Source organism: Amycolatopsis sp. NPDC000009 (genome assembly GCF_055563465.1).
Genome location: NZ_JBVHDI010000004.1, coordinates 210,575 through 228,696, shown reverse-complemented (window position 1 = coordinate 228,696; position 18,122 = coordinate 210,575). Strand labels below are relative to the sequence as shown.

Genomic DNA, 18,122 nt, shown 5'->3' with positions numbered 1-18,122 from the left:
GGTTCCTGGCGGTGCGGGCGGATCGGCCTCGTACCGGGTCGTACTCGGCCGCGTCCGCCCGTGCCGTCAGGGGCCGCCTGGGCGCGGAGACCGCGAACTTGGCTGATGAAACGCGCCCTAGCGGAGTTCACCTTCGAGCAGACTCATCAGGTACTCGTCGTGCCACTGGCCGTTCCGGCCGCGGAACGACTGCCGGTGCCTGCCGTCCACCTGGAACCCGATCTTCTTGTAGACGTGGATCGCGGCCTCGTTGTCGACCACGACCCACAGCGCGATCATGTGCAGCCGCATCATGTCGAAGCCGTAGCGGCAGAGCGTGCGCATGGCGTCGGTCCCGTAGCCGCCGCCCCAGTGGTCCTTCTCGCCGAGGTAGATGTCGAGCTCCGCGCGGCCGCTCTCCGGCGTGGCGTCACGCAGGGTGCAGGTGCCGATCAGCGTGCCGACGGCGAGGCTCTCGATCGCGAAGTTCACCTGGCTGAAGCTGTTGGGCTTCCGGTGGGCGAAGCGCTCGCGGATCTGGGCGAGGGATTCCGGGTGGTCGGCGGTCAGCCAGCGCGTGACCTCCGGGTCGTTGTGCCAGCGCCACAGCGTGTCCGCGTCCTCGGGTTCCAGCGGGCGCAAGCGGATCAGTTCACCGGTCAGCATCGTCCATCCCAAGATCGGTATCGGACTTTCCAGACTATTGGGCGACACCTGCGAGCAGCCACCGCTTAACGGGGACTTCCAGCAGCACCCTGGCGCCGAACGGCTCGATCTCCACGCCCGCCGCCCAGCCGTCGTACTTCGCCGACAGGGCCGCCAAAACGTCCTCGCGCAGGGTTCCGCGGTGGACGCGTGCCAGGCCTTCGGCGACAACCGGCGCGTCGCCGTCCTCCAGTGCGATGCTGACGCGAGGATCGTTGCCGGCGTTGCGTACCTTCACGTTCCGCTCGCCGCTGCCGATCCAGAAGACGTCGTCGAGGTACACGAACCACACCGGCGTGACGTGCGGCGATCCGTCCGCACGGAGCGTGCACAACCAGGCGTTGCGCTCCCTGGCGAGCCGTTCGATAAGCGATTGATCACGTTTCACCAGGTCAGCCTGCCCGAAAGCTAGGGTGCCGGGCGTATGAAGGTCCACCAGTACTGCTACTTCGCCTTGAAGAGCGAAACCGTGTCCGCCGGGGAGATCACCGCGCGGCTCGGCATGGAGCCCGACGAGGCCCTGGTACTGGGCTCGCGGTCCGCCGAACACCGGTTGCCGCGGATGCACGCCTGGAAGGTGACGCATCGCGGTTCGGAACCGGTCGACGACCAGATCGAGAGCGTGATCGGCAGGCTCGCCCCGGTCCGTCCGGAGATCCGGAAGCTGGTGGACGAGGGGGCGAGCGCGGTGCTGCAGGTGGTGCGCTACTTCCATCACCGTGACGGCGGCGAGGAGTTCGGCTGGCACCTCTCGCCGGCCGTGCTCGCGTTCCTCACCGAAGCCGCCGCCGCGCTCGACGTCGACGAGTACGACCTCAGCGAATGAGCTTCGGCCGGTCCGGTGCGCGGCGGGAACGCCGAAGATGGTGGGATGGTGCCCCACAGCCGGACAACCCCGTTGGGAGCCCAGCATGTCGAGCGAGAACTGGCCGCTGAGTCAGGATCCCGAGTCGCCGGTGATCATCTCCCGGTCGCTGGTGGAGGATCCGTCGAACCTCGCGTTCGTCGTCCTGGACGACGACGGTGACTGGTTCATCAGCGACGGCAACGAGTTCTCCGAGGACATGGAGATGAACAAGGACGCGTTCGGCGCGCTGCCGCTGCGGGAAGCGGTGGAGCTCATCCCCGAACTCGCCGCGCTCGCCGGCCTCCCCACCGGCATGGCCGCCGACTGGGATCCGGAGCGGCGCTCGTGGCTGCTGAGCTCGGTCGCCGACTCGGACGACGACGAGGAAGACCTCCTGGTGCGCGCCGCTCGCCTCGCCGCGTGGACGCATCCGGGCTCGCCGCTGGAAGAAGTCCAGGTGAGCACCGAACTCGCCGAGATCTCCACCGACCCCGCGGCCCCGGCCCGCGCCGTGCGCCAGGTCGTCCGCGAGGCCGACGGCAGCTGGCTGCTCGTCGGCTTCCAGGTGCCGGAGAACGAGGACTTCGAGGTCGAAGCCCTCGAAATGGAGCATGCCGTCACGCTGTACCCGGACGTCGCCCTGGTGCTGAGCGCAGCACCTGGTCAGGTCTACGACCGGCCGAGCGCCGACGCGCCTTGGGAACTCGTCGAAGGCTGACTCAGCTCAGGTCGCAGTACATGACGTGCAACCCGATGCGCCCCAGCGTCGGGTGCTCGAACGCGCCCGGCACCGTCCCGACGATCTCGAACCCGAGCCGTTCGTAGATCCGGATCCCGGCCACGTTCGACTCGGCGACCGCGTTGAACTGCATCCCCGCGAAACCCTGTTCCCTGGCCCACTCCAGGGCGTTCGCGCACAGCGCGCTCCCGACACCCTTGCCGCGCAAGTCCTTGTCCACCATGAAACTGGCCGTCGCCACATGCGATCCGGGTCCGCCGCGGTTCGGCCCCATCTTGGCCGTGCCGAGCACGCGGCCGTCCTCGACCACGACCACCGTCCGGCCCGGCGGCTTCTCGACCCAGGTCCGGCGGGCGTCGTCCTCGGTGAGGTCCGGGTCGTAGGTGTATGTGTCCGCCGCCCGCACGACTTCGCGCACGATCGGCCAGACCTGGGGCCAGTCCTCGTCACGGAACTCCCGGATCTCCATATCCGGCACCGTAACAACGACGGGAAATCAATAACCCGTCCGGCGGTTCCGGTAACACCGCCAGGCGAAACCGGAACCCACGAGCAATCCGGCGCCGGTCGAGGCCGCGTCGATCCAGACCCTCGTCGCACCGGACTCCGGTTCGACGCGTGCTCCCAGTGGCAGGCCGGCCGCGATCTCGTCGATCCTGGCCTGGACCGACCGGTGGTCGAAGACGCTCAAGTCGCCGTCCTCCGCCAACGTGGTCAGCCAGCGGCGAACTTCGTCGTTCTACGCGCGGGAGAAACCGGGGAATTCGAGCGAAGCCGTCCGAAACCCGCCAGGACCCATGCATTGCAGCGGCTTGCCTGTGGACGCGTCGAGGTATTGACCTTGCGGCCCGCATTCGTCGCCCGCCTTCGCGAAGATGACGGTGTACGCCCCCGGGCCGCTGCCCGCTGACCTGGTGGGCGAGTTTCATGATCGGCTCCAGTCGTGGCAGGAGCAGGCGGTGGGGCGGACGTGGGCGACGTGGATCGCCTTCAAAGTCGGGAGGTTGATCCAGTAGGCGGAGTTCTTGTTGAACCCGGTACCGCCGGAGGCCGGGTCGGAGACCAGGACCTGTTTGGTGGCGGGGTTGTAGCCGATGGCGGTGAACCAGTGCTGCACGCCGACTTTGCTGCTGCTCCAGCCCGAGCGGCCGAGGCTCAGGATTGAGTAGTCCTACTTACTTGGTGTGGGTAGATCGACTCGAAACAGTGTTTTCGCTGCTCACGGGTGGTGTGACGGGTTGAGTGGGTACGCGTCGCTGTCGTAGGGTGACTAGTGGTTACCGACGACGGGGAGGCGTTTGTGACGGGTTATCAGGTGGTGGTCGACAAGATCCGCGGCACGGGTCAGGCCGCCGGGCGGGTCGTCGATGGCCTACGTGGCGCTGGGTGTCCGGCCACGGTGCCGACGGGTGATCTTGGTATGCCGGGGTCGCGGGCAGCGTTGGCGATGGCTCGGGTCAAGCATGTGTTGGTGTCTCGGCAGGCGCGCTTCGAAGCCCGACTCGATACTCACGCAGGGAACATGGCGAAGGCCGCGGACTTGTATTCGGGCCAGGAAGCGGCTGCGGCGGCGGATATCACGGTGCCCGTGCCTGGGTCTGGACCGGTGAAGGCCAACTGATGGTCACGTGGGGTGAGGCGACGCGCTGGAATCCGGCGGTGCTGCAGGAGGCGGTCGGGGCGATCAACGCGGCTTACAACAAGCTGGTGGCGTGTTCGGATGATCTGCGCGACATCAACACGCCTGAGGGGTGGCATGGTGACGCGGCCGGCGCGGCGGCCACTGAGGTGAATCAGATTATCGATGGTCTGGAGGAGTACGCAGCGGACATCGCGGCGTTGCGCCGAGCGGCCGGTGATACCGGGGATGCGATCACCGGTGTGCAGAACGGGGTGCGGGAAGCCGAGACGATCGCCTCGGGCAACCACTTCACGATCGCGGCCGATGGCGCGGTCGTCGACAACGGGGTGCCGGATGTGCCACCGGAGCAGGCTCGGTTGGTCGCGGAGGAGCGCGCCCGGCTGGCCGAAGAGCTGAAAGACCGGGTCGAGCAGGTCTTGCGGCAAGCGTCCGACATCGACGACGACTTGTGCGCGGTGTTGGGGCGGATCGAAGCCGGGAACGTCATCGATGCCACGGGGAACGACAACGAGAACACCAGCCTGGCTGCGGCAGGCAACTCGGGAGCGGTGAACGGCGCCTTGTCGGTACTGGCTCCTCCGCCGGTGGGCGCGGATCCGTCGATGAACGCCGCGTGGTGGGCAGCCTTGTCCGAGGCGCAGCGCAAGCAGTTGATCGCGCAGCACCCCGATTGGGTCGGTAACCGGGACGGGGTGAAAGCCTCCGATCGCAGCAGCGCGAACCTGAACCTGCTCGAGGAGCAGAAACGCGGCTTTGCCGCGGAGCTGGAGCGGCTTCGGCGGGAGGATGGCGATTCCGATGAGATCGCGCGCCTCGAGGAGCGGGTGAAGGCGATCGACTCGATCACCGGGATGATGCACAACCCGGACGGCAGCCTGAACCCGAACCGGCAGCTGATGTCACTGGATCTGACCGGTGATCATCCGAAGGCGGCGATCGCCAACGGCAATGTCGACACCGCCGAGCATGTCGCGGTGTTCACTCCGGGTATGAACTCCACGGTCGATGGGAACATGCCGGGCTACGTTGATGACATGGATGGTGTCGCGCGCAGCGCCGAGCGAATGCTCGCCACCCAGGGTGGTGGTTCGGTGGCCACGGTCACGTGGATCGGCTATGAACCCTCCACCTTCGATGATCCGGCGTCGTTGATGGGGTTGGCGACCGCGGAAAACGTGGACGTCGGCGGGGACAAACTGGCGAAGTTCGATCAGGGCATCAACGCCTCGCGCCCGACTGATCCGCATCTGACCGCGTTGGGGCATTCGCAAGGGTCGATCGTGACCGGGATCAGCCTCACCCACGGCGGTACTGGGGTGGATGACGCGGTGGTGTTCGGCAGCCCGGGTGTGGCGAACAATTTCGGGACTGACAACACTGCCCACGACCTGAAGGTGCCCGAGGGGCACGCCTACAACATCAAGGCCGAGGGTGACGCGGTCGCCCAGTATGTGCCGGAGACGTGGCGGTATGGCCGGGCGCCGTATGCGATGGAGGGGATGAATCAGCTGTCGGCTGATGCCGCGGTGGGCGCTGATGGGGCTCCCCTGGCGGCGTCGCAGGGGCACAGCGAGTACACCAAGACGATGCCCGGTGGGGCTGATTCGACCAGCAAGCACAACATCGCCGCTGTCGTTGCGGGTATGCCGCAGTTGGCTGTCGCCGCCCGCTAGGAAGACGTGTTTCTCATGCCGAGCCGAACTTCTTTTGCCGTGATCATGACCGCGAGCCTGCTGCTGTCGGTGGCGGCGTGCAGTGATGGCGGGCAGTACCTTGGAACACCATCTTCGGAGAAGTCGATGCCCAGTCAGGAGCAGTACGCCGAGCTTTCCCGTAGGCCGTCGATCGAGGAGGCGGTCGCGCACTACGACAAGCTTCGCCAGGCCCTGCAGTCGAGACTGTCCACGGAACTTGGGGTGACGGGCTGGGTGGACAAGCAGGACGGACGCCAGTCGGGGTGCTCGAACGAGTTCCCCGGTGTGGACAGCCGGGACGCGGTCCGGATGTTCTTAAGCTTCTTGATCGCGCCGAAGCCGGCGGGCGAGCAGTGGCCGGCGGCGACGCGGATCATGACCGAGGTCGGCGCGGCACATGGGTTCGACAAACCGGGACTGCAAGTGAACAAGCCGCCGGCGTTCGAGTTCGAGCTGAAAGACCAGTATCAGGCGAGCGTGACGCTGTCGACGGATAAGACCACGGTGATCTCGATCGAGACCGGCTGTCACTTGACGACCGCGGCCAAGCAACGCGCTGGCGGGGCTCCTGCTTCGGGAACCTCTCGGGGGTGAGCGTGCTGGATACCTCGGAATCGCCAGCGCGTCGCGGGCTGCTGGCGGTGGTGTGTGTGGTGTTGGTGCTCGCGGGTGGGCTGGTCGCGTTCACGCTCGGTGTGGGTGGGGCGATGAGCAGTGACTCGTGCCGACCTGGTGACTGGTCATTCTTGTGCACCAGCACTGGCCAGAACGTCGCGTTCTGGCTTCCGCTCGCCGGTTGGATAGCCTCGATTGTCCTCGGCGGGCTGTGTGTCGCGCGGCTCGAGCGGCGGAGCCGGTCCCCGTGGCTTGGGGTCGCTGTGGGCGCGGCGGCGTTCCTGGTCATCGTGGTGATTGACTGGCTGATCGTATCCAGGTGAGGCCGTAGCGGGGTGTCCCGGTTTCGCCTGGACGCGCTACGAGGTGCTAGACGGTGAGCAGCCATTGCCTTGGGATCTGGTTCGCCAGGCCGCTGCGGAGCGAACCAGATCCATGGCCACTGTGTGGACGAACGTCGGAGTGTTGTCTCAAACGTGTGCCTCGCCTGTCGTGTGGCTAGCTTGCCTTCGTCCCCTCGTGGTCCTGGCTGGCGGGAACTGCTGATTCGCCTGGCAGCAACGTCGGGATATGGGCGAAGAGTGCTGCGCGCTGAACGAAGTGACCGCTCTTCGTCCATTCAGGTGCCGCGTTGTTGATGCGCAGCAGTTCAATGAACTCGGTGAGGGCGACGTGCGCGGCGTCGGGTCGTTGGCTCTTCCAGTGATCGTGAAGCCAGTCCAAGGGCAACGAGTCCTGAGGGTAGGTGGCGACGATGGGGAGGAAGTCGGGCGCGGGTAGAGCGTCCGTCGTGTCGGCGAAGAAATGCTCCCGCACGTAGAGGCTCTTGCCGTTGACGTAGCGCTGAGGTCGGATGGATGTGGGAAGCCGGCCAGGCAGACTGGCGCGGGTCATGCCGTTCCATCGTTGAGGATCCCGGCGGCTAAGGCATCGGGCAAGCGCTCCGGAGGGCAGTTTGTCAACGCCGAGAGCGAGAAAGACTGCGCGGCAGTCGACGACGAGCGGTGGACCCTGTCGGTGGTACTGGGGGTGAGCGTGAGCGTTGGTGACGGCGACGCAAGGGTGTTCGGCGACCCCGACACGCGAGAACCGCTGACCGAGTGGGACGACGCGGTAGAGGCCGTGGAAGACCCGGCGCACGTGGTCACCTTCGGACGCCAGGTCCAATCCAAGGGCATCCTCGGCGGCTCCGAAGAAGCCGGACGACACATCGGCTACCTGAGCAAGTACCTCACCAAATCCACCGGTGAAGTCGTCGAAGCCGACACCGCGCGGCAGAAGGATCATCACGACCGCTTGCACGCGGAACTGTCCGTGACGCCCTGCTCGCCTCGGTGCGCGGTGTGACTGCTCTACGGCATCAACCCAAGGGAGCCAACGGAAAGACGACTCCGGGGCACTGCAAAGGACGGGCTCACCGGCGAACCACGCTCGGCCTGCCGGGGCGTCGGGTGCTGGTGTCGCGGAAGTGGTCGGGCAATACGCTCGTTGACCACAAGGCCGATCGGAAGGCTTTCGTGATCGAGGCGCTGGCGGCGGTCGGGATCGAAAAACCAACACCGGACCCGACGCGGCTGGTATGGCGCAAGGTCGACTCGAGCGACGCGAATGTGCCCCCTCGGGACCACTTGGTGATGCACGCCATCTCCGAACGCATCACCTGGAAAGCCGAGTACGACAAGGCATTGCTCGCCGCTCAGAGTCCGCCGGATCTTTCGGCAACTCAGGGTGTGGCTGCTTAGGAACTGGGGGAGGGAACACGTGGAAGCCAAGTATCTGACGGTCGAAGAGGCGGCCGTCTACCTCAACACCGGCCTTCGCTTCGTACGTCGACTGATCGCCGAACGTCGGATCGCCTTTCACAAGGCGGGGGTTCATGTCCGTCTGGCTCTCGCAGATCTGGAGAGCTTCATGCAGGCGGGGCGGGTGGAGCCGATCACGCGCGCCTCGGTCCGCCGTGACCTGGGAAGGGCGGCCTGAGATGGCGAACAGGCGTGGGCATCGTGGTTTCGGGACTGTTCGGCAACTTCCGTCCAAGCGGTGGCAGGCTCGCTATCCCGGACCTGACGGAATCATGCGGCCAGCGCCTGACACCTTCGACACGAAGCGGGCCGCTGAACGCTGGCTGTCGTTGACGGAAACGCGGGCAAAGCGCAAGCTCGGCGACTACGCGGACCAGTGGATCACCCAACGGCCTGGGCTTCGCCCGCGAACGGTCGAGCTGTACAAATGGTTGCTGCGTAAGCACATTGCACCGGACCTTGGTGGGGCCGAGTTGGGCAAGCTGTCGACGGCGGTCATTCGTCAGTGGCGCGCGGATCGTCTGGTGTCTCGGAGTCCGTGACCGCCAAGGTCTATCGGCTTCTGCGGGCGATTTTGAACACGGCGGTGGATGAGGACAAGATCTTGCCGCGCAATCCGTGTCGAGTCCGCGGTGCCGATCGCGAGAATCCGGACGAACGGCCGGTGATCACCGTGGCCCAAGTGTTCGACCTGCCCAGCCGGATGCCGGAGCGTTTCCGTGCCCTGGTGCTCCTCGCCGCGTTCGGTTCGCTGCGGTGGGGTGAGGTGACCGCGCTGCGCCGGTGCGACGTCGCTGAGGACGCGGGCTGGGTACGGGTGTCGCGTGCGATGGTCGAGGTCCCCGGTCGCGGGCTCATCGTCGGGCCGCCCAAGTCGAGGGCGGGTGTCCGGACGCTGATCATCCCGACGGCGATCGGCCTGACCTGCTGCGTCACCTGGAGACCTGGGTCAAGCCCGAACAAGACGCGCTGCTCTTCACCGCCGAGCGAGGTGGGAACGCGGTGCGTCGGCCGAACTTCAGTCAGCGGACGAAGTAGGTCGAGATTGTGGAGAAGATGGGTTTGAAGGGGCTGCACTTCCACGACCTGCGGCATGCCGGGAACATCTGGGCGTCGAAGGCGGGCACGTCGACCAAAGACCTGATGGCGCGGATGGGACATGACGACATGCGGGCGGCGCTCATCTACCAGCGGGCGACGAGTGAGGCCGACGCGCAGATCGCGGACCGGCTGGCCAAGTTCGTCGACCGCCACCGCAAGGGCACGACTCCGGACGACGACGAAGATCAGGACGGCCAACCGGTCCCGGTCGGCTAATGGCACGTTAATGGCACGCGAGAGCCGATGAGCGGACAAAGCGAAAGCCCCAGGTCCTAAGTGGACATCCACTGACCTGGGGCTTTCGCGTGAGAGCGGATGACGGGAATCGAACCCGCGTATTCAGCTTGGGAACCAGGGTGATCATGCTGGAAAGTGCCCCTGACCTGCGGATGGCACTTGCTCGGAGTGGCCGCGATTGACCGTGGTTGACCCCTCTGAATGGCCCGCTAATGGCCCAACGCACCCCGTCCTCACCTGCGTCTTTGTGCCTGTTCGCTCCGCTTCCCTCGCCCCTGCCATCTCTAGCACCGGGTCGGTCGTGTCAAGGCACGCTTTCCCGCCTTGATGCGGGCGGCACGGTGTTAGACGCTGAGTAGCGAGGGACAACCCGGTGACCACTGCCACGCGGTCAGGTGGGTCGGGTGATCTGACGTCGTGCTCCATAAGTCTCCGCTGGCGGCGGCGCGCTGCGCGGTGCTGCCTCATCGGCGGGCTCGCCCGGCGGCGCCTGCCGGAGCGGAGCGGGAGGCCGGCGTCCGCCATGGGGCGAAGCCCGCCGTACGGGCGGTGACATGCGCGCCGCCGGTGGCGGCGCCTTGATCCCATAGAGCCAAGTTCGGCAGATGATCTCAAAGACAGCATCTGCGGTGCGGCAGGCGCCGCTCAGAGAGGTTGCACTATCCGGCTAAACCAGCAGTGGAGTGCCATCGAAGCTGTGCACGTGCATGAGGGTGGAGATCGTTGAATCACGATCAATATGTTCATCAAGTAGTGGCTTGCCCTCAGAGCCTGCGCCATCGGAGGCAGGTCCGATGATCGGGATCCACCAGACGCCATAGGTTGGCGCTTGAGTTGCGACGAGCAAAGTGTCGGCATCGTCCAACTGATCGAAGATCCATTGCAGGGTGTCATCTGGGGTGCATGCAACGATCACGACATCGCCTGTGGCGGCGTGATTCATGCTTTTCAGTTGAGCACCTTGCCCGAGGAGGTCCCAGCCTCCATGAAGGATCTCTAGGACCCGGTGACGTTCCTTTTCGTCTTGATCTTTGGCAATGCGGACGTACACACCGTCAGCCAGCGGCAGCTCAACGTGTTCGACAAGGCGGAGTTCTGGGACGTCGTAGTGGAACCGAGCAGCATCAGCGAACTTGGCCCGAACCTCGTCGACAGTCGCGCCAGATGTGTAGACGCTCTGTGGATAGGAGTAGGTGCTCCAGGGGGAACCTTCTTGCGGAGAGTAGCGGTAGATCGCGTGGACGGTCTTCATATGCCGACTACCTCCCTTGCCTCCTGCTCGCTGAGCCCAACGTCTCTTACCAAGATACTGCGTACGAGGCCGCCCGCCACCGTCTCGCCGTCATGAAAAGCAAACGTGAAGAGGGCCTTCCGACCTTGGTACCTGCGGTGTGAACCCTCTTGGCGCTTTGGGGCGCCGCAATGTGCCTCGATATGGCGGCGAAGCTTCCTCGCCTTCATCGATGGCCAGCGCGGGGTCATGTGAGCGAGGTCGCGCTTAACGGCGGCGCTGTTACACGCCCTCTGGCAGTCTTCCGCGACGGAAAGCCGAAGAGATGATCTCCTAGTCTCCGGGCCGCCCCTGACCGACCTTCGAGTTGCTGGACGTGTTCAAACTGTCACGCTAAGTTTGCAGCATGGAGCACAAGCGGGACGTAGCCCAGTTTGGCGAGAGCGGCTTTCCGTTCAAAGTGTCCGTCGAGACCAACGGCTTTCAGGGCGGTGATGCTGGCCATGGAGGCTATGTCGAGGTAGCGATAGCCGACACCGATGGTTTTGCGGTCGTGGCGAAGCCATCTCAGGAAGCCGATGAGGTTGTGAGACTCCGTGCTTCCGGCGACCTGGAAATGCTTGCCTTGGCTGAGGGCTTGGAGTGGGCAGGACGTCGTTTGCGTGAGCTGCTTGGACCGACAGGCGTTCCAGATACGGCGGAGCCGCCCTGGTGAGCCACGGTGCACCTGCACTCTGTGCGATCGTTATGGAGGGACTAGGGCATCAGCTCTGGCAGAGAAGCCGAGCAGTGAAGCCTGCCTTGACCAAACGGGCATAGGCGGCGGCAGCATCGGACGTGACTGGCTGGTGGACCGCGAAGCCGCGCTCTGCATAGACGGTGATGCGTTGGGTGTCGCCGACCAGCATGTTGATGACGCGGTCCACGTCACCGATGCTCTCGATGTACTCGTCCAACGGCAGCGGCCGCGAAGCGCAGATGACGTCGACCTCGGGCCAGAGCTTCTTGCAGGTCGCGTAAGCGCGTCGCTGCTGGTACGGCCGTGAGATGAGGACGACCGACCCGACCTCGATGCCGCGTGACTCCAGGAGCATCCGCGTGAGCGTGATGTTGTCCCCAGTGTTGCGCGCCTCGGGCTCGACCAGGATGGCGTCATCCGGTACGCCCAGCTCAAGCGCATGTTCGCGGTATTGCACTGCCTCGCCGCGCGGGAAGCGTTCGACGGTCGTCGGCGCGTTGGCCCCGGTGAAGACGATGAGCGGGAACATTCCAGCGTGGAACAGTTCCGCGGTGAAGGTCGCGACCCCGAGATCGTGGCTGCCGAGTCCAATCCCCACGTCGGCGGGCCGGAGTTCGTGGTGCATGTCGTGGTAGTCCCAGAGCGTCTGGACGTCGGCGCGGAGTTCGTCCGGCAGGGTGGTCGAACGCTCGGGCATCTGGGTCTCCGGGGTCAGTCGGGGATCTTGAAAGTGTAGGTCCAGGAGAAGCGGCTTGCGGCGTGCACGCCACGTGCGAACTCGACCACGCGGCCGTCACCTGTGTATGTGCGTCGTTGCAGCACCATGACGGGTTCGCCTGCGGGCAGTTCGAGCTGTTCCGCCTCGTCGGGCGTCGGCATCCGCGCATAGAAGGTCTCGGTCATGGTGTCAGGCTCAAGACCTTGCAGGGTGAGGACCAGAAACCCGCCGCCTCGTCCGGCTGGGCCGGGGGTTGGGTCGACGATGGGCGTGCCTTCGACGTCGGCGGGCCGGTAGTAGCTGGTGAGTACGTGGGTGGGCTGGCCGGCGTCCTTGACTAGTCGTGCCCGCTCGTAGACCGGTGATCCGACCATGACGCCGAGGGCGTCCGCGACTTCTCGGTCAGCTTCGACCTTGGCGACGGTCTGCGTCTGGTCGGTCGGCTTCCAGTCTCGGCCGGATGCTTCACGGTCTGCGACGAAGGCGACGGTATCGCCGTACTTCCACTTGCTCTTCGCGTACCGATCTTTGCCCAGTCGCTTCATGGGCGGGCGTGCACGAACGACTGTCCCGCGTCGTCTGATCGGCGTGACCAGTCCTTCGGCTTCGAGGACCCCAACGGCCTTGCGAACGGTGTTGACGTTGACGTCGTACTCGTCGGCCAATTCGTCTTGCTTGGGCAGCGTGGTGTCCGGGGCGTAGTCGCCCCGCTGGATCGCGTCTCGCAGGATCGCGGCCAGCTCGCGGTACCCAGTGCCCACCTGGTCCTCCTTCGTCGGTCGATAACGCTAGCGGTATCACCCCATCATGGTCTACGGAGCCCGATAGAGATAGTTCTATTGACAACTCGCGCGACGAAGCGCTTAATAGAACTACCTCTAACAGGTGTAAGCCCGATAGGGCTCCAGAGACGACAGGAGACAGACGACATGGCGATCGCCAAGGGACACCGTTTCGAGATCGACTTTGATGCCGCGTTCCCGCTGGGGCTGGTGATGGTCGGTGAGATCGCGCCGGACAACGAGTACCAGTCGCGGGAAGACCGGTCCGCTGGCCGACCTGTTCGTCAGCGGGTCGACGAAGTGACGGGCAAGCGTCAGTGGAAGGCCACGGTCACCGACCCGAGCGAGACGAACTCCAAGCGTGCGTCTTACGACGTCACGTTCCTGGCAGATGTGCAGCCGGTGCCGACCACGTCGGAGGTGCTGCCGGGTATGCGGCCGATCGAGCTGGAGGGCCTGACGGCTGAGCCGAAGGTGGCTGGTCAGGGCGAGTTCAAATACCAGTCCTATGTGTTCCGCGCGACCGGCTTCAAGACCGCTGCATCGGGTGGCGCTTCGAAGTCTGGCCGGGCCTCCAACGCTGCTGAGTCCACGCCCAAGGCGGCGTGATGACGGGCCGGGTGCTTGGCAGTCAGGGCGTGGCCGTGGTTCCACCGCACCTGGTCCAAGCCTGGGAAGAGGCGTACCGCCACTACAGCGCGATGGCGCAGCGGACCGCACATGGCGGGGACGCCCTGGCGGCGCATGACATGGCCGTCGCTTCCTTCGCGGTGGCGTCGGCGTGGCGGGATCTGGCAACGCAGGGCCAGTTGCCGTGGTGGGTGCTGGCGGCGGTGACGGCTGCGGCTGAGGGGTTCGAGGAGAACGCGCGGTCGTGGGAGATGCGCGCTTACAGCGAGGAAGGGCAGGGCCGTGGCGTTCAACGCGATGTGGAAGCCGGGACGGCAGGCGGTCGCGGGCATGCAGGGCCATGGTTCGGCGAACCCGGCCCTGGTGATCTACCTGGATCCGGACAGCCTGGCGATCCTGCCGCCCTCCGACCCGGCCGAGTGGCCGGAGTTCATCCGGCTCCTTCGCCAAATCCGCGACAGCGCGGACGAACTGGCCGTGTTCCTCGACAAGCACAAGGCGGTGCGTAATGACGACGCCGGGCCGGAATGAGCCGCAGACGCTGAAGGACGCGCACGCGGTAGCGGCGGCGAGTCGTCCTCTGCCGGGAGCAAACCTGTCGGCGTGGCTGAAATGGCACCAAGCGAACGCGCGGATGTACCGCGCTGTGTCCGATGTGGACCGAGGGCACCACCACGAACTTCGTTACTGGGTGGGCTATGAGGAGCGGAAGGCGGAGGAGGTGGCCGCGCAGATTCAGAAGAACAAGTCTCAAGCTAGCTGAGAACTCAATAGCTGTCGGGAAAACGTGCGTGGGGACGTGCGGCGTACAAACACGTCCTCACGCGCTTCCCGAGTCTCGTAAGGCGCAGAACCGGTAACTGGCCTAGGAAACCTCGCCGGTCCTGCGCTGTCCACAACCTCTGGAAGTGAACAATGACAACGCTAAACGATGGCAACAAGCGACCGCTAGACGGGGTCACCCGAACGCGCTGCACAGTCTGCAAGCGGTTCGCGAAGCTTCTGCCCGGTGAGACGGAATGCGCTCCCTGCCGGGGAATGCTGCCGCTGGACCTGACCGGCGGTGGTCGCCGATGAACACGAACGGGATCGGTCTTCTCCTCGTCGGCGGCGGAGTGCTGGGTGTGGTGGTGTGGCTGCTGCACAAGCTCGGCCGCGCGCTGGCCACGATCGCGGAAGTCCTCGCCGCCGCTGCGGTCGTCTTCATTGCACTGTGGTCGGCGGTGAAGTTGTTGGGGTGGCTGGGAAAGCAGGTCTTCGCGCACTGGCGTACCAGCCTCGGCGTGATCGCGGTGGCGGTCTGGTGGCAGTGGCTCGGCTGGCTCTCGCTAGCCGTCACCGTGGGTTCGGTCGCGGTGGTGCTGGTGGTGTGGCGGCTGCTCGACGTGGTGTCGTTCGACCGGTGCTGTGGCCGGTTCCTGCGGGCGTGGTGGCTGCGCTGGTTCACCTACGCCCGGAAACTGCCGGGCTGGCTGCACGCCTGCGGTCTGTCCATCTCCGACGGCACCGTGCCCGTGGAAGTGACCGTCAACCTCGTCGGGCGTCGCCGGAAGGCTGTCTCTCGTACTGCGGGCGGTGGTGCTGCGGTTCAGGTGCCAAAGGTGCTGGGCGTGAAGTCGGGGCCGTCCTGGGATGAGGTCCGGGTCCGGCTCGTGCCGGGGCAGAAGCCGGAGGACTTCGACGACGCCGCTCGTGCTCTGGCTGTGGCTCGTAAGGTCACGCGGTGCCAGGTGCGGGAGCTGGAACCCAACGTCGTCTCGTTGGACTTTCAGCGCCGCGACCTCCTTGAAGCTTCGGTGGACTGTGCGGAGCTGCCGGACCTGGCGGCCGTCGACGGCGTGGATCTGCGGCGGGTGTTCGCCGGACGCACTGAGTATGGGAAGGACTGGCGGCTGCCGCTGACCGGTCCGGGCGCTCACATGCTCGTCGCCGGTGCAACCGGGGCCGGAAAGAACTCGGTCATGTGGTCCCCGCTTGTGTCGGCGGCCTCGGCGATCCGGGCCGGGACCGTGCGGGTCTCGGGGATCGATCCCAAGGGAATGGAACTTGCCTACGGGCGCGGGGTCTTCGCCCGCTACGGCGTCGCGGGTAAGGAAGCGATCGAGGTCCTGGACGACCTGGTCGACGGCCTTGAGTCCCGCAAGCGCGAGTTCGCCGGGCACACCCGCAACGTCCCGATCTCCACCGAGCATCCGTTGGAAGTGCTGGAGTTCGACGAGATCGGCGCGCTGACCAAGTACACCGACCGCAAGACCCGCGAAGCCATCGTCGAACGGGTCGCCATCCTGACCACCCAAGGCCGGGCGCTCGGCTACACGGTGCGCGGGTATGTGCAGGAACCGACCAAGGACACCGTTCCCGTGCGGGAACTGTTCCCACGTCGGGTCTGCCTGCGGGTCACCTCGAAGACTCACGTCGGGATGGTCCTCGGTGACGGCGCGTACGAGCGAGGCGCGTGGGCGAATCGGATCGAGGAGTCGGCTGCTGGTGTCGGCTACATCTGGGGTGAGGGCATTCGCGAACCGCTGCGGGTCCGCGCGGGCTGGGTGCCGGACGAGACGGTCAAGGCGCTGGAGACCTACGTGACCAACGGCGGTGCCCACGTGATCGACCTTCCTGTCCGCCGTGGTGGAGAGGAGGTGGCGGCGTGAACCGCGTTCTGGTGTTTCTCGATGCGATCCGCGATCACCTCGACTCCCACGCCTTTCCGCCGGTTGCGTCCGTGCGGGTTGGTATTGGCTCGGACCCGGTGTCTGTCCAGCTCGATACCGACCGTCTGACGAACGTGGCGCGGAGCTTGGTCGTCTGGGCGGATTCGCTGGAGAACGTGACTGCCTCGATTTGGCGGGTTCCCCATGGCGGCCGTGTGCATCTGGAAGTACAGGGCCGGACGCCCTGCGGCATCCCGGTCGTGGTCTACGGCGGAGTCCGGTTCGACGAAGTGACCTTCCCGGACCTGCCTGCGGGGATGCGGCAGGAGATGCCGGTGTTCGCGCTGCGGCAGTGGAACAGCTCTGGGGAGGTGGCAGCGTGACAGGCACCAAGGAAGCCGCGGTGACCCCGCCGGCGAACTCACGGGCCGCCCGGATGCGCGAACCCCTCGCGTCGGACGTGGTGAAGGCGACCGCTGAGAAGCACGGCGTCTGTGTCCGACCGTTCACGATGGAGGTCGGCGACACCGACACCGGCGAACTCCGCTACGTCCCCGTTCCCTGCGGCTCGACCGTCGAATCGGTCTGCCTGCCGTGCGCTCGGAAGGCGAAGGCGCTGCGACAGGTCCAGTGCCGTGAAGGCTGGCACATGACCGAGGAACCTGACTTCACCTCAGAGTCGCCGACTGAGGCGCAAACGGAGCTGCTGGCGTTCCGGGCTGACCTCGTCGCGGCCTACCGCGAAGTGAGCGACCAGGCGGAGGCCGACGAACTGCGGGAAGAGATCCAGGGAGTCGACGACGAACTTCGGCAACTCGGGATGCGTGGCCGTCTCCCGTCGATCGACCTGCCCATCAAGAAGGCGGTGAAGCGGTCGACGAAACGGCGGCAGGACGCGCCGAACCTTCCTCGGCGCAAGGTCGCCAAGACGACGGTCGGGCGGGAGTACGCGGGGCGGTTTCGGCCGTCGATGTTCGTCACGCTCACCTGCGACACCTACGGTCCGGTCCGCTCCGACGGTGCCCCGGTCGATCCGTCGACGTATGACTATCGGCGGGCGGCTCGGGATGCCGTGCACTTCTCCGCGCTAGTGGATCGTTGGTGGCAGAACCTGCGGCGCGTGGTCGGCTGGGACGCGCAGTACTTCGCCACCGTCGAACCCCAACGACGCGCGGCACCACACCTGCACGCGGCCATCCGGGGATCGGTGCCGCACGACGTCATCCGCCAAGTCACCGAAGCGACCTATCACCAGGTCTGGTGGCCTGCGCACGACCAGGTCGTCTACGTCGACCGGATGCCGCTGTGGGACAGCGACCGCCGAGTGTTTGTCGACCCGGACACGCGAGAGCCGCTGACCGAGTGGGACGACGCGGTGGAAGCCGTGGAAGACCCAGCGCATGTGGTGACCTTCGGCCGTCAGGTGCACTCGAAAGGCATCCTCGGCGGTACGGAGGAAGCCGGGCGGCACATCGGCTACCTGACGAAGTACCTCACCAAGTCCACGGGTGAGGTGGTCGAAGCTGACACCGCGCGGCAGAAGGACCACCACGATCGGTTGCACGCGGAACTGTCCGTGACGCCCTGCTCGCCCCGGTGCGCGGTGTGGCTGCTGTACGGGATCAATCCCAAGGGCGCCAACGGAAAGACCACACCAGGACACTGCAAAGGGCGCGCTCATCGGCGGACCACCCTCGGCCTGCCGGGGCGGCGGGTGCTGGTGTCGCGGAAGTGGTCGGGGAAGACGCTCGTCGACCACAAAGCCGACCGGAAAGCGTTCGTCCTGGAAGCGCTGGCGGCGGTCGGGATCGAGAAACCCGCACCCGACCCGGCCCGGCTGGTCTGGCGCAAAGTCGACTCCGGCGACCCCTCCGTGCCACCTCGGGACCACCTGGTGATGCACGCGATCTCGGAACGGATCACGTGGAAAGCCGAGTACGACAAGGCATTACTCGCCGCGCAGAGTCCGCCGGACCTTTCGGCAACTCCGCTGGCAGCTTAGGAACTGGG

27 protein-coding genes and 1 pseudogene are annotated in these 18,122 nt (G+C 65.8%); 18 read left to right on the top strand and 10 right to left on the bottom strand.

What is annotated here, in order from left to right:
- Positions 1 to 117: 117 nt before the first annotated feature.
- Both ACZ3HL_RS14600 and ACZ3HL_RS14595 read right to left on the bottom strand, forming a co-directional pair.
- The gene (locus tag ACZ3HL_RS14600; RefSeq protein ID WP_465531326.1) at positions 118 to 645 is read right to left on the bottom strand and encodes a GNAT family N-acetyltransferase; all 528 of its coding nucleotides are present in this window, start codon (positions 643 to 645) and stop codon (positions 118 to 120) included.
- Between the two features lie 34 nt (positions 646 to 679).
- Positions 680 to 1,072, bottom strand: a complete 393-nt coding sequence (locus tag ACZ3HL_RS14595) for a pyridoxamine 5'-phosphate oxidase family protein (protein WP_465421434.1) — start codon at positions 1,070 to 1,072, stop codon at positions 680 to 682.
- Positions 1,073 to 1,108: 36 nt separating this feature from the next.
- Here ACZ3HL_RS14595 and ACZ3HL_RS14590 point away from each other — a divergent pair, with 36 nt between their 5' ends.
- Both ACZ3HL_RS14590 and ACZ3HL_RS14585 read left to right on the top strand, forming a co-directional pair.
- On the top strand, positions 1,109 to 1,510 hold the full coding sequence (locus ACZ3HL_RS14590; RefSeq protein WP_465421438.1) for a DUF4279 domain-containing protein: 402 nt from the start codon (positions 1,109 to 1,111) through the stop codon (positions 1,508 to 1,510).
- 85 nt (positions 1,511 to 1,595) lie between these two features.
- Complete coding sequence (locus ACZ3HL_RS14585) at positions 1,596 to 2,249, top strand: hypothetical protein (protein ID WP_126736146.1); 654 nt, start codon at positions 1,596 to 1,598, stop codon at positions 2,247 to 2,249.
- A gap of 1 nt (position 2,250) precedes the next feature.
- Here ACZ3HL_RS14585 and ACZ3HL_RS14580 read toward each other — a convergent pair whose 3' ends face one another.
- From ACZ3HL_RS14580 to ACZ3HL_RS14570, 3 genes are all read right to left on the bottom strand, one after another.
- Complete coding sequence (locus ACZ3HL_RS14580) at positions 2,251 to 2,739, bottom strand: GNAT family N-acetyltransferase (RefSeq protein ID WP_465531324.1); 489 nt, start codon at positions 2,737 to 2,739, stop codon at positions 2,251 to 2,253.
- Positions 2,740 to 2,766: 27 nt separating this feature from the next.
- The gene (locus ACZ3HL_RS14575) at positions 2,767 to 2,961 is read right to left on the bottom strand and encodes a hypothetical protein (protein WP_465531322.1); all 195 of its coding nucleotides are present in this window, start codon (positions 2,959 to 2,961) and stop codon (positions 2,767 to 2,769) included.
- Positions 2,962 to 3,195: 234 nt separating this feature from the next.
- Positions 3,196 to 3,387 carry a hypothetical protein gene (locus ACZ3HL_RS14570; protein ID WP_465531320.1) on the bottom strand — a complete coding sequence of 64 codons (192 nt, stop codon included), beginning with the start codon at positions 3,385 to 3,387 and terminating at the stop codon, positions 3,196 to 3,198.
- A 156-nt stretch (positions 3,388 to 3,543) separates the two neighbouring features.
- Between ACZ3HL_RS14570 and ACZ3HL_RS14565 the strand changes: the two genes are divergently transcribed.
- Genes ACZ3HL_RS14565 through ACZ3HL_RS14550 form a run of 4 tightly spaced genes read left to right on the top strand, consistent with a single transcriptional unit; the run spans position 3,544 to position 6,544 of the window.
- Entirely contained in the window at positions 3,544 to 3,891 is a 348-nt protein-coding gene (locus ACZ3HL_RS14565) for a hypothetical protein (RefSeq protein WP_465531318.1), read from the top strand.
- The gene (locus tag ACZ3HL_RS14560) at positions 3,891 to 5,585 is read left to right on the top strand and encodes an alpha/beta hydrolase (RefSeq protein ID WP_465531316.1); all 1,695 of its coding nucleotides are present in this window, start codon (positions 3,891 to 3,893) and stop codon (positions 5,583 to 5,585) included. The genes ACZ3HL_RS14565 and ACZ3HL_RS14560 overlap by 1 nt, the downstream gene beginning before the upstream one ends.
- 15 nt (positions 5,586 to 5,600) lie before the next feature.
- Positions 5,601 to 6,200 (top strand): LppA family lipoprotein, encoded by a 600-nt coding sequence (locus ACZ3HL_RS14555; RefSeq protein WP_465531625.1) that lies wholly within the window; start codon positions 5,601 to 5,603, stop codon positions 6,198 to 6,200.
- The gene (locus ACZ3HL_RS14550) at positions 6,197 to 6,544 is read left to right on the top strand and encodes a hypothetical protein (RefSeq protein WP_465531314.1); all 348 of its coding nucleotides are present in this window, start codon (positions 6,197 to 6,199) and stop codon (positions 6,542 to 6,544) included. Before ACZ3HL_RS14555 ends, ACZ3HL_RS14550 begins: the two co-directional genes overlap by 4 nt.
- A gap of 175 nt (positions 6,545 to 6,719) precedes the next feature.
- Here ACZ3HL_RS14550 and ACZ3HL_RS14545 read toward each other — a convergent pair whose 3' ends face one another.
- Entirely contained in the window at positions 6,720 to 7,115 is a 396-nt protein-coding gene (locus ACZ3HL_RS14545) for a hypothetical protein (protein ID WP_465531312.1), read from the bottom strand.
- A 153-nt stretch (positions 7,116 to 7,268) separates the two neighbouring features.
- Here ACZ3HL_RS14545 and ACZ3HL_RS14540 point away from each other — a divergent pair.
- The 5 genes and pseudogenes from ACZ3HL_RS14540 to ACZ3HL_RS14520 all read left to right on the top strand — a co-directional run.
- Positions 7,269 to 7,963 (top strand): annotated as a pseudogene (locus ACZ3HL_RS14540) (replication initiator); the annotation flags it as partial.
- 19 nt (positions 7,964 to 7,982) lie between these two features.
- The gene (locus ACZ3HL_RS14535) at positions 7,983 to 8,201 is read left to right on the top strand and encodes an excisionase family DNA-binding protein (RefSeq protein WP_465531310.1); all 219 of its coding nucleotides are present in this window, start codon (positions 7,983 to 7,985) and stop codon (positions 8,199 to 8,201) included.
- Positions 8,098 to 8,565 (top strand): N-terminal phage integrase SAM-like domain-containing protein, encoded by a 468-nt coding sequence (locus tag ACZ3HL_RS14530; RefSeq protein ID WP_465531308.1) that lies wholly within the window; start codon positions 8,098 to 8,100, stop codon positions 8,563 to 8,565. Before ACZ3HL_RS14535 ends, ACZ3HL_RS14530 begins: the two co-directional genes overlap by 104 nt.
- A complete protein-coding gene (locus ACZ3HL_RS14525) occupies positions 8,562 to 9,089 on the top strand; it encodes a hypothetical protein (protein WP_465531306.1) in 528 nt (175 codons plus the stop codon). The genes ACZ3HL_RS14530 and ACZ3HL_RS14525 overlap by 4 nt, the downstream gene beginning before the upstream one ends.
- A complete protein-coding gene (locus ACZ3HL_RS14520; RefSeq protein ID WP_465531304.1) occupies positions 9,080 to 9,340 on the top strand; it encodes a hypothetical protein in 261 nt (86 codons plus the stop codon). The genes ACZ3HL_RS14525 and ACZ3HL_RS14520 overlap by 10 nt, the downstream gene beginning before the upstream one ends.
- A gap of 688 nt (positions 9,341 to 10,028) precedes the next feature.
- Here ACZ3HL_RS14520 and ACZ3HL_RS14515 read toward each other — a convergent pair.
- Together ACZ3HL_RS14515 and ACZ3HL_RS14510 are read right to left on the bottom strand one after the other, a co-directional pair.
- The gene (locus ACZ3HL_RS14515; RefSeq protein WP_465531302.1) at positions 10,029 to 10,613 is read right to left on the bottom strand and encodes a hypothetical protein; all 585 of its coding nucleotides are present in this window, start codon (positions 10,611 to 10,613) and stop codon (positions 10,029 to 10,031) included.
- Positions 10,610 to 10,822, bottom strand: coding sequence for a type II toxin-antitoxin system HicA family toxin (locus ACZ3HL_RS14510; protein ID WP_465531300.1), 213 nt, complete (start codon positions 10,820 to 10,822; stop codon positions 10,610 to 10,612). Before ACZ3HL_RS14510 ends, ACZ3HL_RS14515 begins: the two co-directional genes overlap by 4 nt.
- A 176-nt stretch (positions 10,823 to 10,998) precedes the next feature.
- On the opposite strand from ACZ3HL_RS14510, the gene ACZ3HL_RS14505 reads away from it, so the two are divergent.
- Positions 10,999 to 11,307, top strand: a complete 309-nt coding sequence (locus ACZ3HL_RS14505) for a hypothetical protein (protein ID WP_465531298.1) — start codon at positions 10,999 to 11,001, stop codon at positions 11,305 to 11,307.
- Between the two features lie 49 nt (positions 11,308 to 11,356).
- Here the strand turns inward: ACZ3HL_RS14505 and ACZ3HL_RS14500 are convergent, their stop codons facing one another.
- Positions 11,357 to 12,028, bottom strand: coding sequence for a YdcF family protein (locus tag ACZ3HL_RS14500; protein WP_465531297.1), 672 nt, complete (start codon positions 12,026 to 12,028; stop codon positions 11,357 to 11,359).
- A gap of 14 nt (positions 12,029 to 12,042) precedes the next feature.
- Positions 12,043 to 12,810 carry a GntR family transcriptional regulator gene (locus ACZ3HL_RS14495; protein WP_465531295.1) on the bottom strand — a complete coding sequence of 256 codons (768 nt, stop codon included), beginning with the start codon at positions 12,808 to 12,810 and terminating at the stop codon, positions 12,043 to 12,045.
- Between the two features lie 168 nt (positions 12,811 to 12,978).
- Between ACZ3HL_RS14495 and ACZ3HL_RS14490 the strand changes: the two genes are divergently transcribed.
- From ACZ3HL_RS14490 to ACZ3HL_RS14465, 6 genes are all read left to right on the top strand, one after another.
- Positions 12,979 to 13,440, top strand: a complete 462-nt coding sequence (locus ACZ3HL_RS14490) for a hypothetical protein (RefSeq protein ID WP_465531293.1) — start codon at positions 12,979 to 12,981, stop codon at positions 13,438 to 13,440.
- A gap of 303 nt (positions 13,441 to 13,743) precedes the next feature.
- Entirely contained in the window at positions 13,744 to 13,992 is a 249-nt protein-coding gene (locus tag ACZ3HL_RS14485; protein WP_465531291.1) for a hypothetical protein, read from the top strand.
- Positions 13,970 to 14,224, top strand: coding sequence for an AMED_5909 family protein (locus tag ACZ3HL_RS14480; RefSeq protein WP_465531289.1), 255 nt, complete (start codon positions 13,970 to 13,972; stop codon positions 14,222 to 14,224). The genes ACZ3HL_RS14485 and ACZ3HL_RS14480 overlap by 23 nt, the downstream gene beginning before the upstream one ends.
- A gap of 310 nt (positions 14,225 to 14,534) precedes the next feature.
- Entirely contained in the window at positions 14,535 to 16,112 is a 1,578-nt protein-coding gene (locus tag ACZ3HL_RS14475; protein WP_465531287.1) for an FtsK/SpoIIIE domain-containing protein, read from the top strand.
- Positions 16,109 to 16,495 carry a hypothetical protein gene (locus ACZ3HL_RS14470; protein WP_465531285.1) on the top strand — a complete coding sequence of 129 codons (387 nt, stop codon included), beginning with the start codon at positions 16,109 to 16,111 and terminating at the stop codon, positions 16,493 to 16,495. Before ACZ3HL_RS14475 ends, ACZ3HL_RS14470 begins: the two co-directional genes overlap by 4 nt.
- Positions 16,496 to 16,548: 53 nt before the next feature.
- Complete coding sequence (locus tag ACZ3HL_RS14465) at positions 16,549 to 18,114, top strand: replication initiator (protein WP_465531623.1); 1,566 nt, start codon at positions 16,549 to 16,551, stop codon at positions 18,112 to 18,114.
- Positions 18,115 to 18,122: the final 8 nt, after the last annotated feature.

Bases quoted from the DNA above. Each gene is read 5' to 3' on its own strand.
- ACZ3HL_RS14590 (WP_465421438.1), top strand. From the start codon at position 1,109: ATGAAGGTCCACCAGTACTGCTACTTCGCCTTGAAGAGCGAAACCGTG.
- ACZ3HL_RS14500 (WP_465531297.1), bottom strand. From the start codon at position 12,028: ATGCCCGAGCGTTCGACCACCCTGCCGGACGAACTCCGCGCCGACGTC.
- ACZ3HL_RS14530 (WP_465531308.1), top strand. From the start codon at position 8,098: ATGTCCGTCTGGCTCTCGCAGATCTGGAGAGCTTCATGCAGGCGGGGC.
- ACZ3HL_RS14480 (WP_465531289.1), top strand. From the start codon at position 13,970: ATGACGACGCCGGGCCGGAATGAGCCGCAGACGCTGAAGGACGCGCAC.
- ACZ3HL_RS14560 (WP_465531316.1), top strand. From the start codon at position 3,891: ATGGTCACGTGGGGTGAGGCGACGCGCTGGAATCCGGCGGTGCTGCAG.
- ACZ3HL_RS14490 (WP_465531293.1), top strand. From the start codon at position 12,979: ATGGCGATCGCCAAGGGACACCGTTTCGAGATCGACTTTGATGCCGCG.
- ACZ3HL_RS14510 (WP_465531300.1), bottom strand. From the start codon at position 10,822: ATGAAGGCGAGGAAGCTTCGCCGCCATATCGAGGCACATTGCGGCGCC.
- ACZ3HL_RS14600 (WP_465531326.1), bottom strand. From the start codon at position 645: ATGCTGACCGGTGAACTGATCCGCTTGCGCCCGCTGGAACCCGAGGAC.
- ACZ3HL_RS14520 (WP_465531304.1), top strand. From the start codon at position 9,080: ATGGGTTTGAAGGGGCTGCACTTCCACGACCTGCGGCATGCCGGGAAC.
- ACZ3HL_RS14555 (WP_465531625.1), top strand. From the start codon at position 5,601: ATGCCGAGCCGAACTTCTTTTGCCGTGATCATGACCGCGAGCCTGCTG.
- ACZ3HL_RS14580 (WP_465531324.1), bottom strand. From the start codon at position 2,739: ATGGAGATCCGGGAGTTCCGTGACGAGGACTGGCCCCAGGTCTGGCCG.
- ACZ3HL_RS14545 (WP_465531312.1), bottom strand. From the start codon at position 7,115: ATGACCCGCGCCAGTCTGCCTGGCCGGCTTCCCACATCCATCCGACCT.
- ACZ3HL_RS14505 (WP_465531298.1), top strand. From the start codon at position 10,999: ATGGAGCACAAGCGGGACGTAGCCCAGTTTGGCGAGAGCGGCTTTCCG.
- ACZ3HL_RS14465 (WP_465531623.1), top strand. From the start codon at position 16,549: ATGCGCGAACCCCTCGCGTCGGACGTGGTGAAGGCGACCGCTGAGAAG.
- ACZ3HL_RS14585 (WP_126736146.1), top strand. From the start codon at position 1,596: ATGTCGAGCGAGAACTGGCCGCTGAGTCAGGATCCCGAGTCGCCGGTG.
- ACZ3HL_RS14515 (WP_465531302.1), bottom strand. From the start codon at position 10,613: ATGAAGACCGTCCACGCGATCTACCGCTACTCTCCGCAAGAAGGTTCC.
- ACZ3HL_RS14475 (WP_465531287.1), top strand. From the start codon at position 14,535: ATGAACACGAACGGGATCGGTCTTCTCCTCGTCGGCGGCGGAGTGCTG.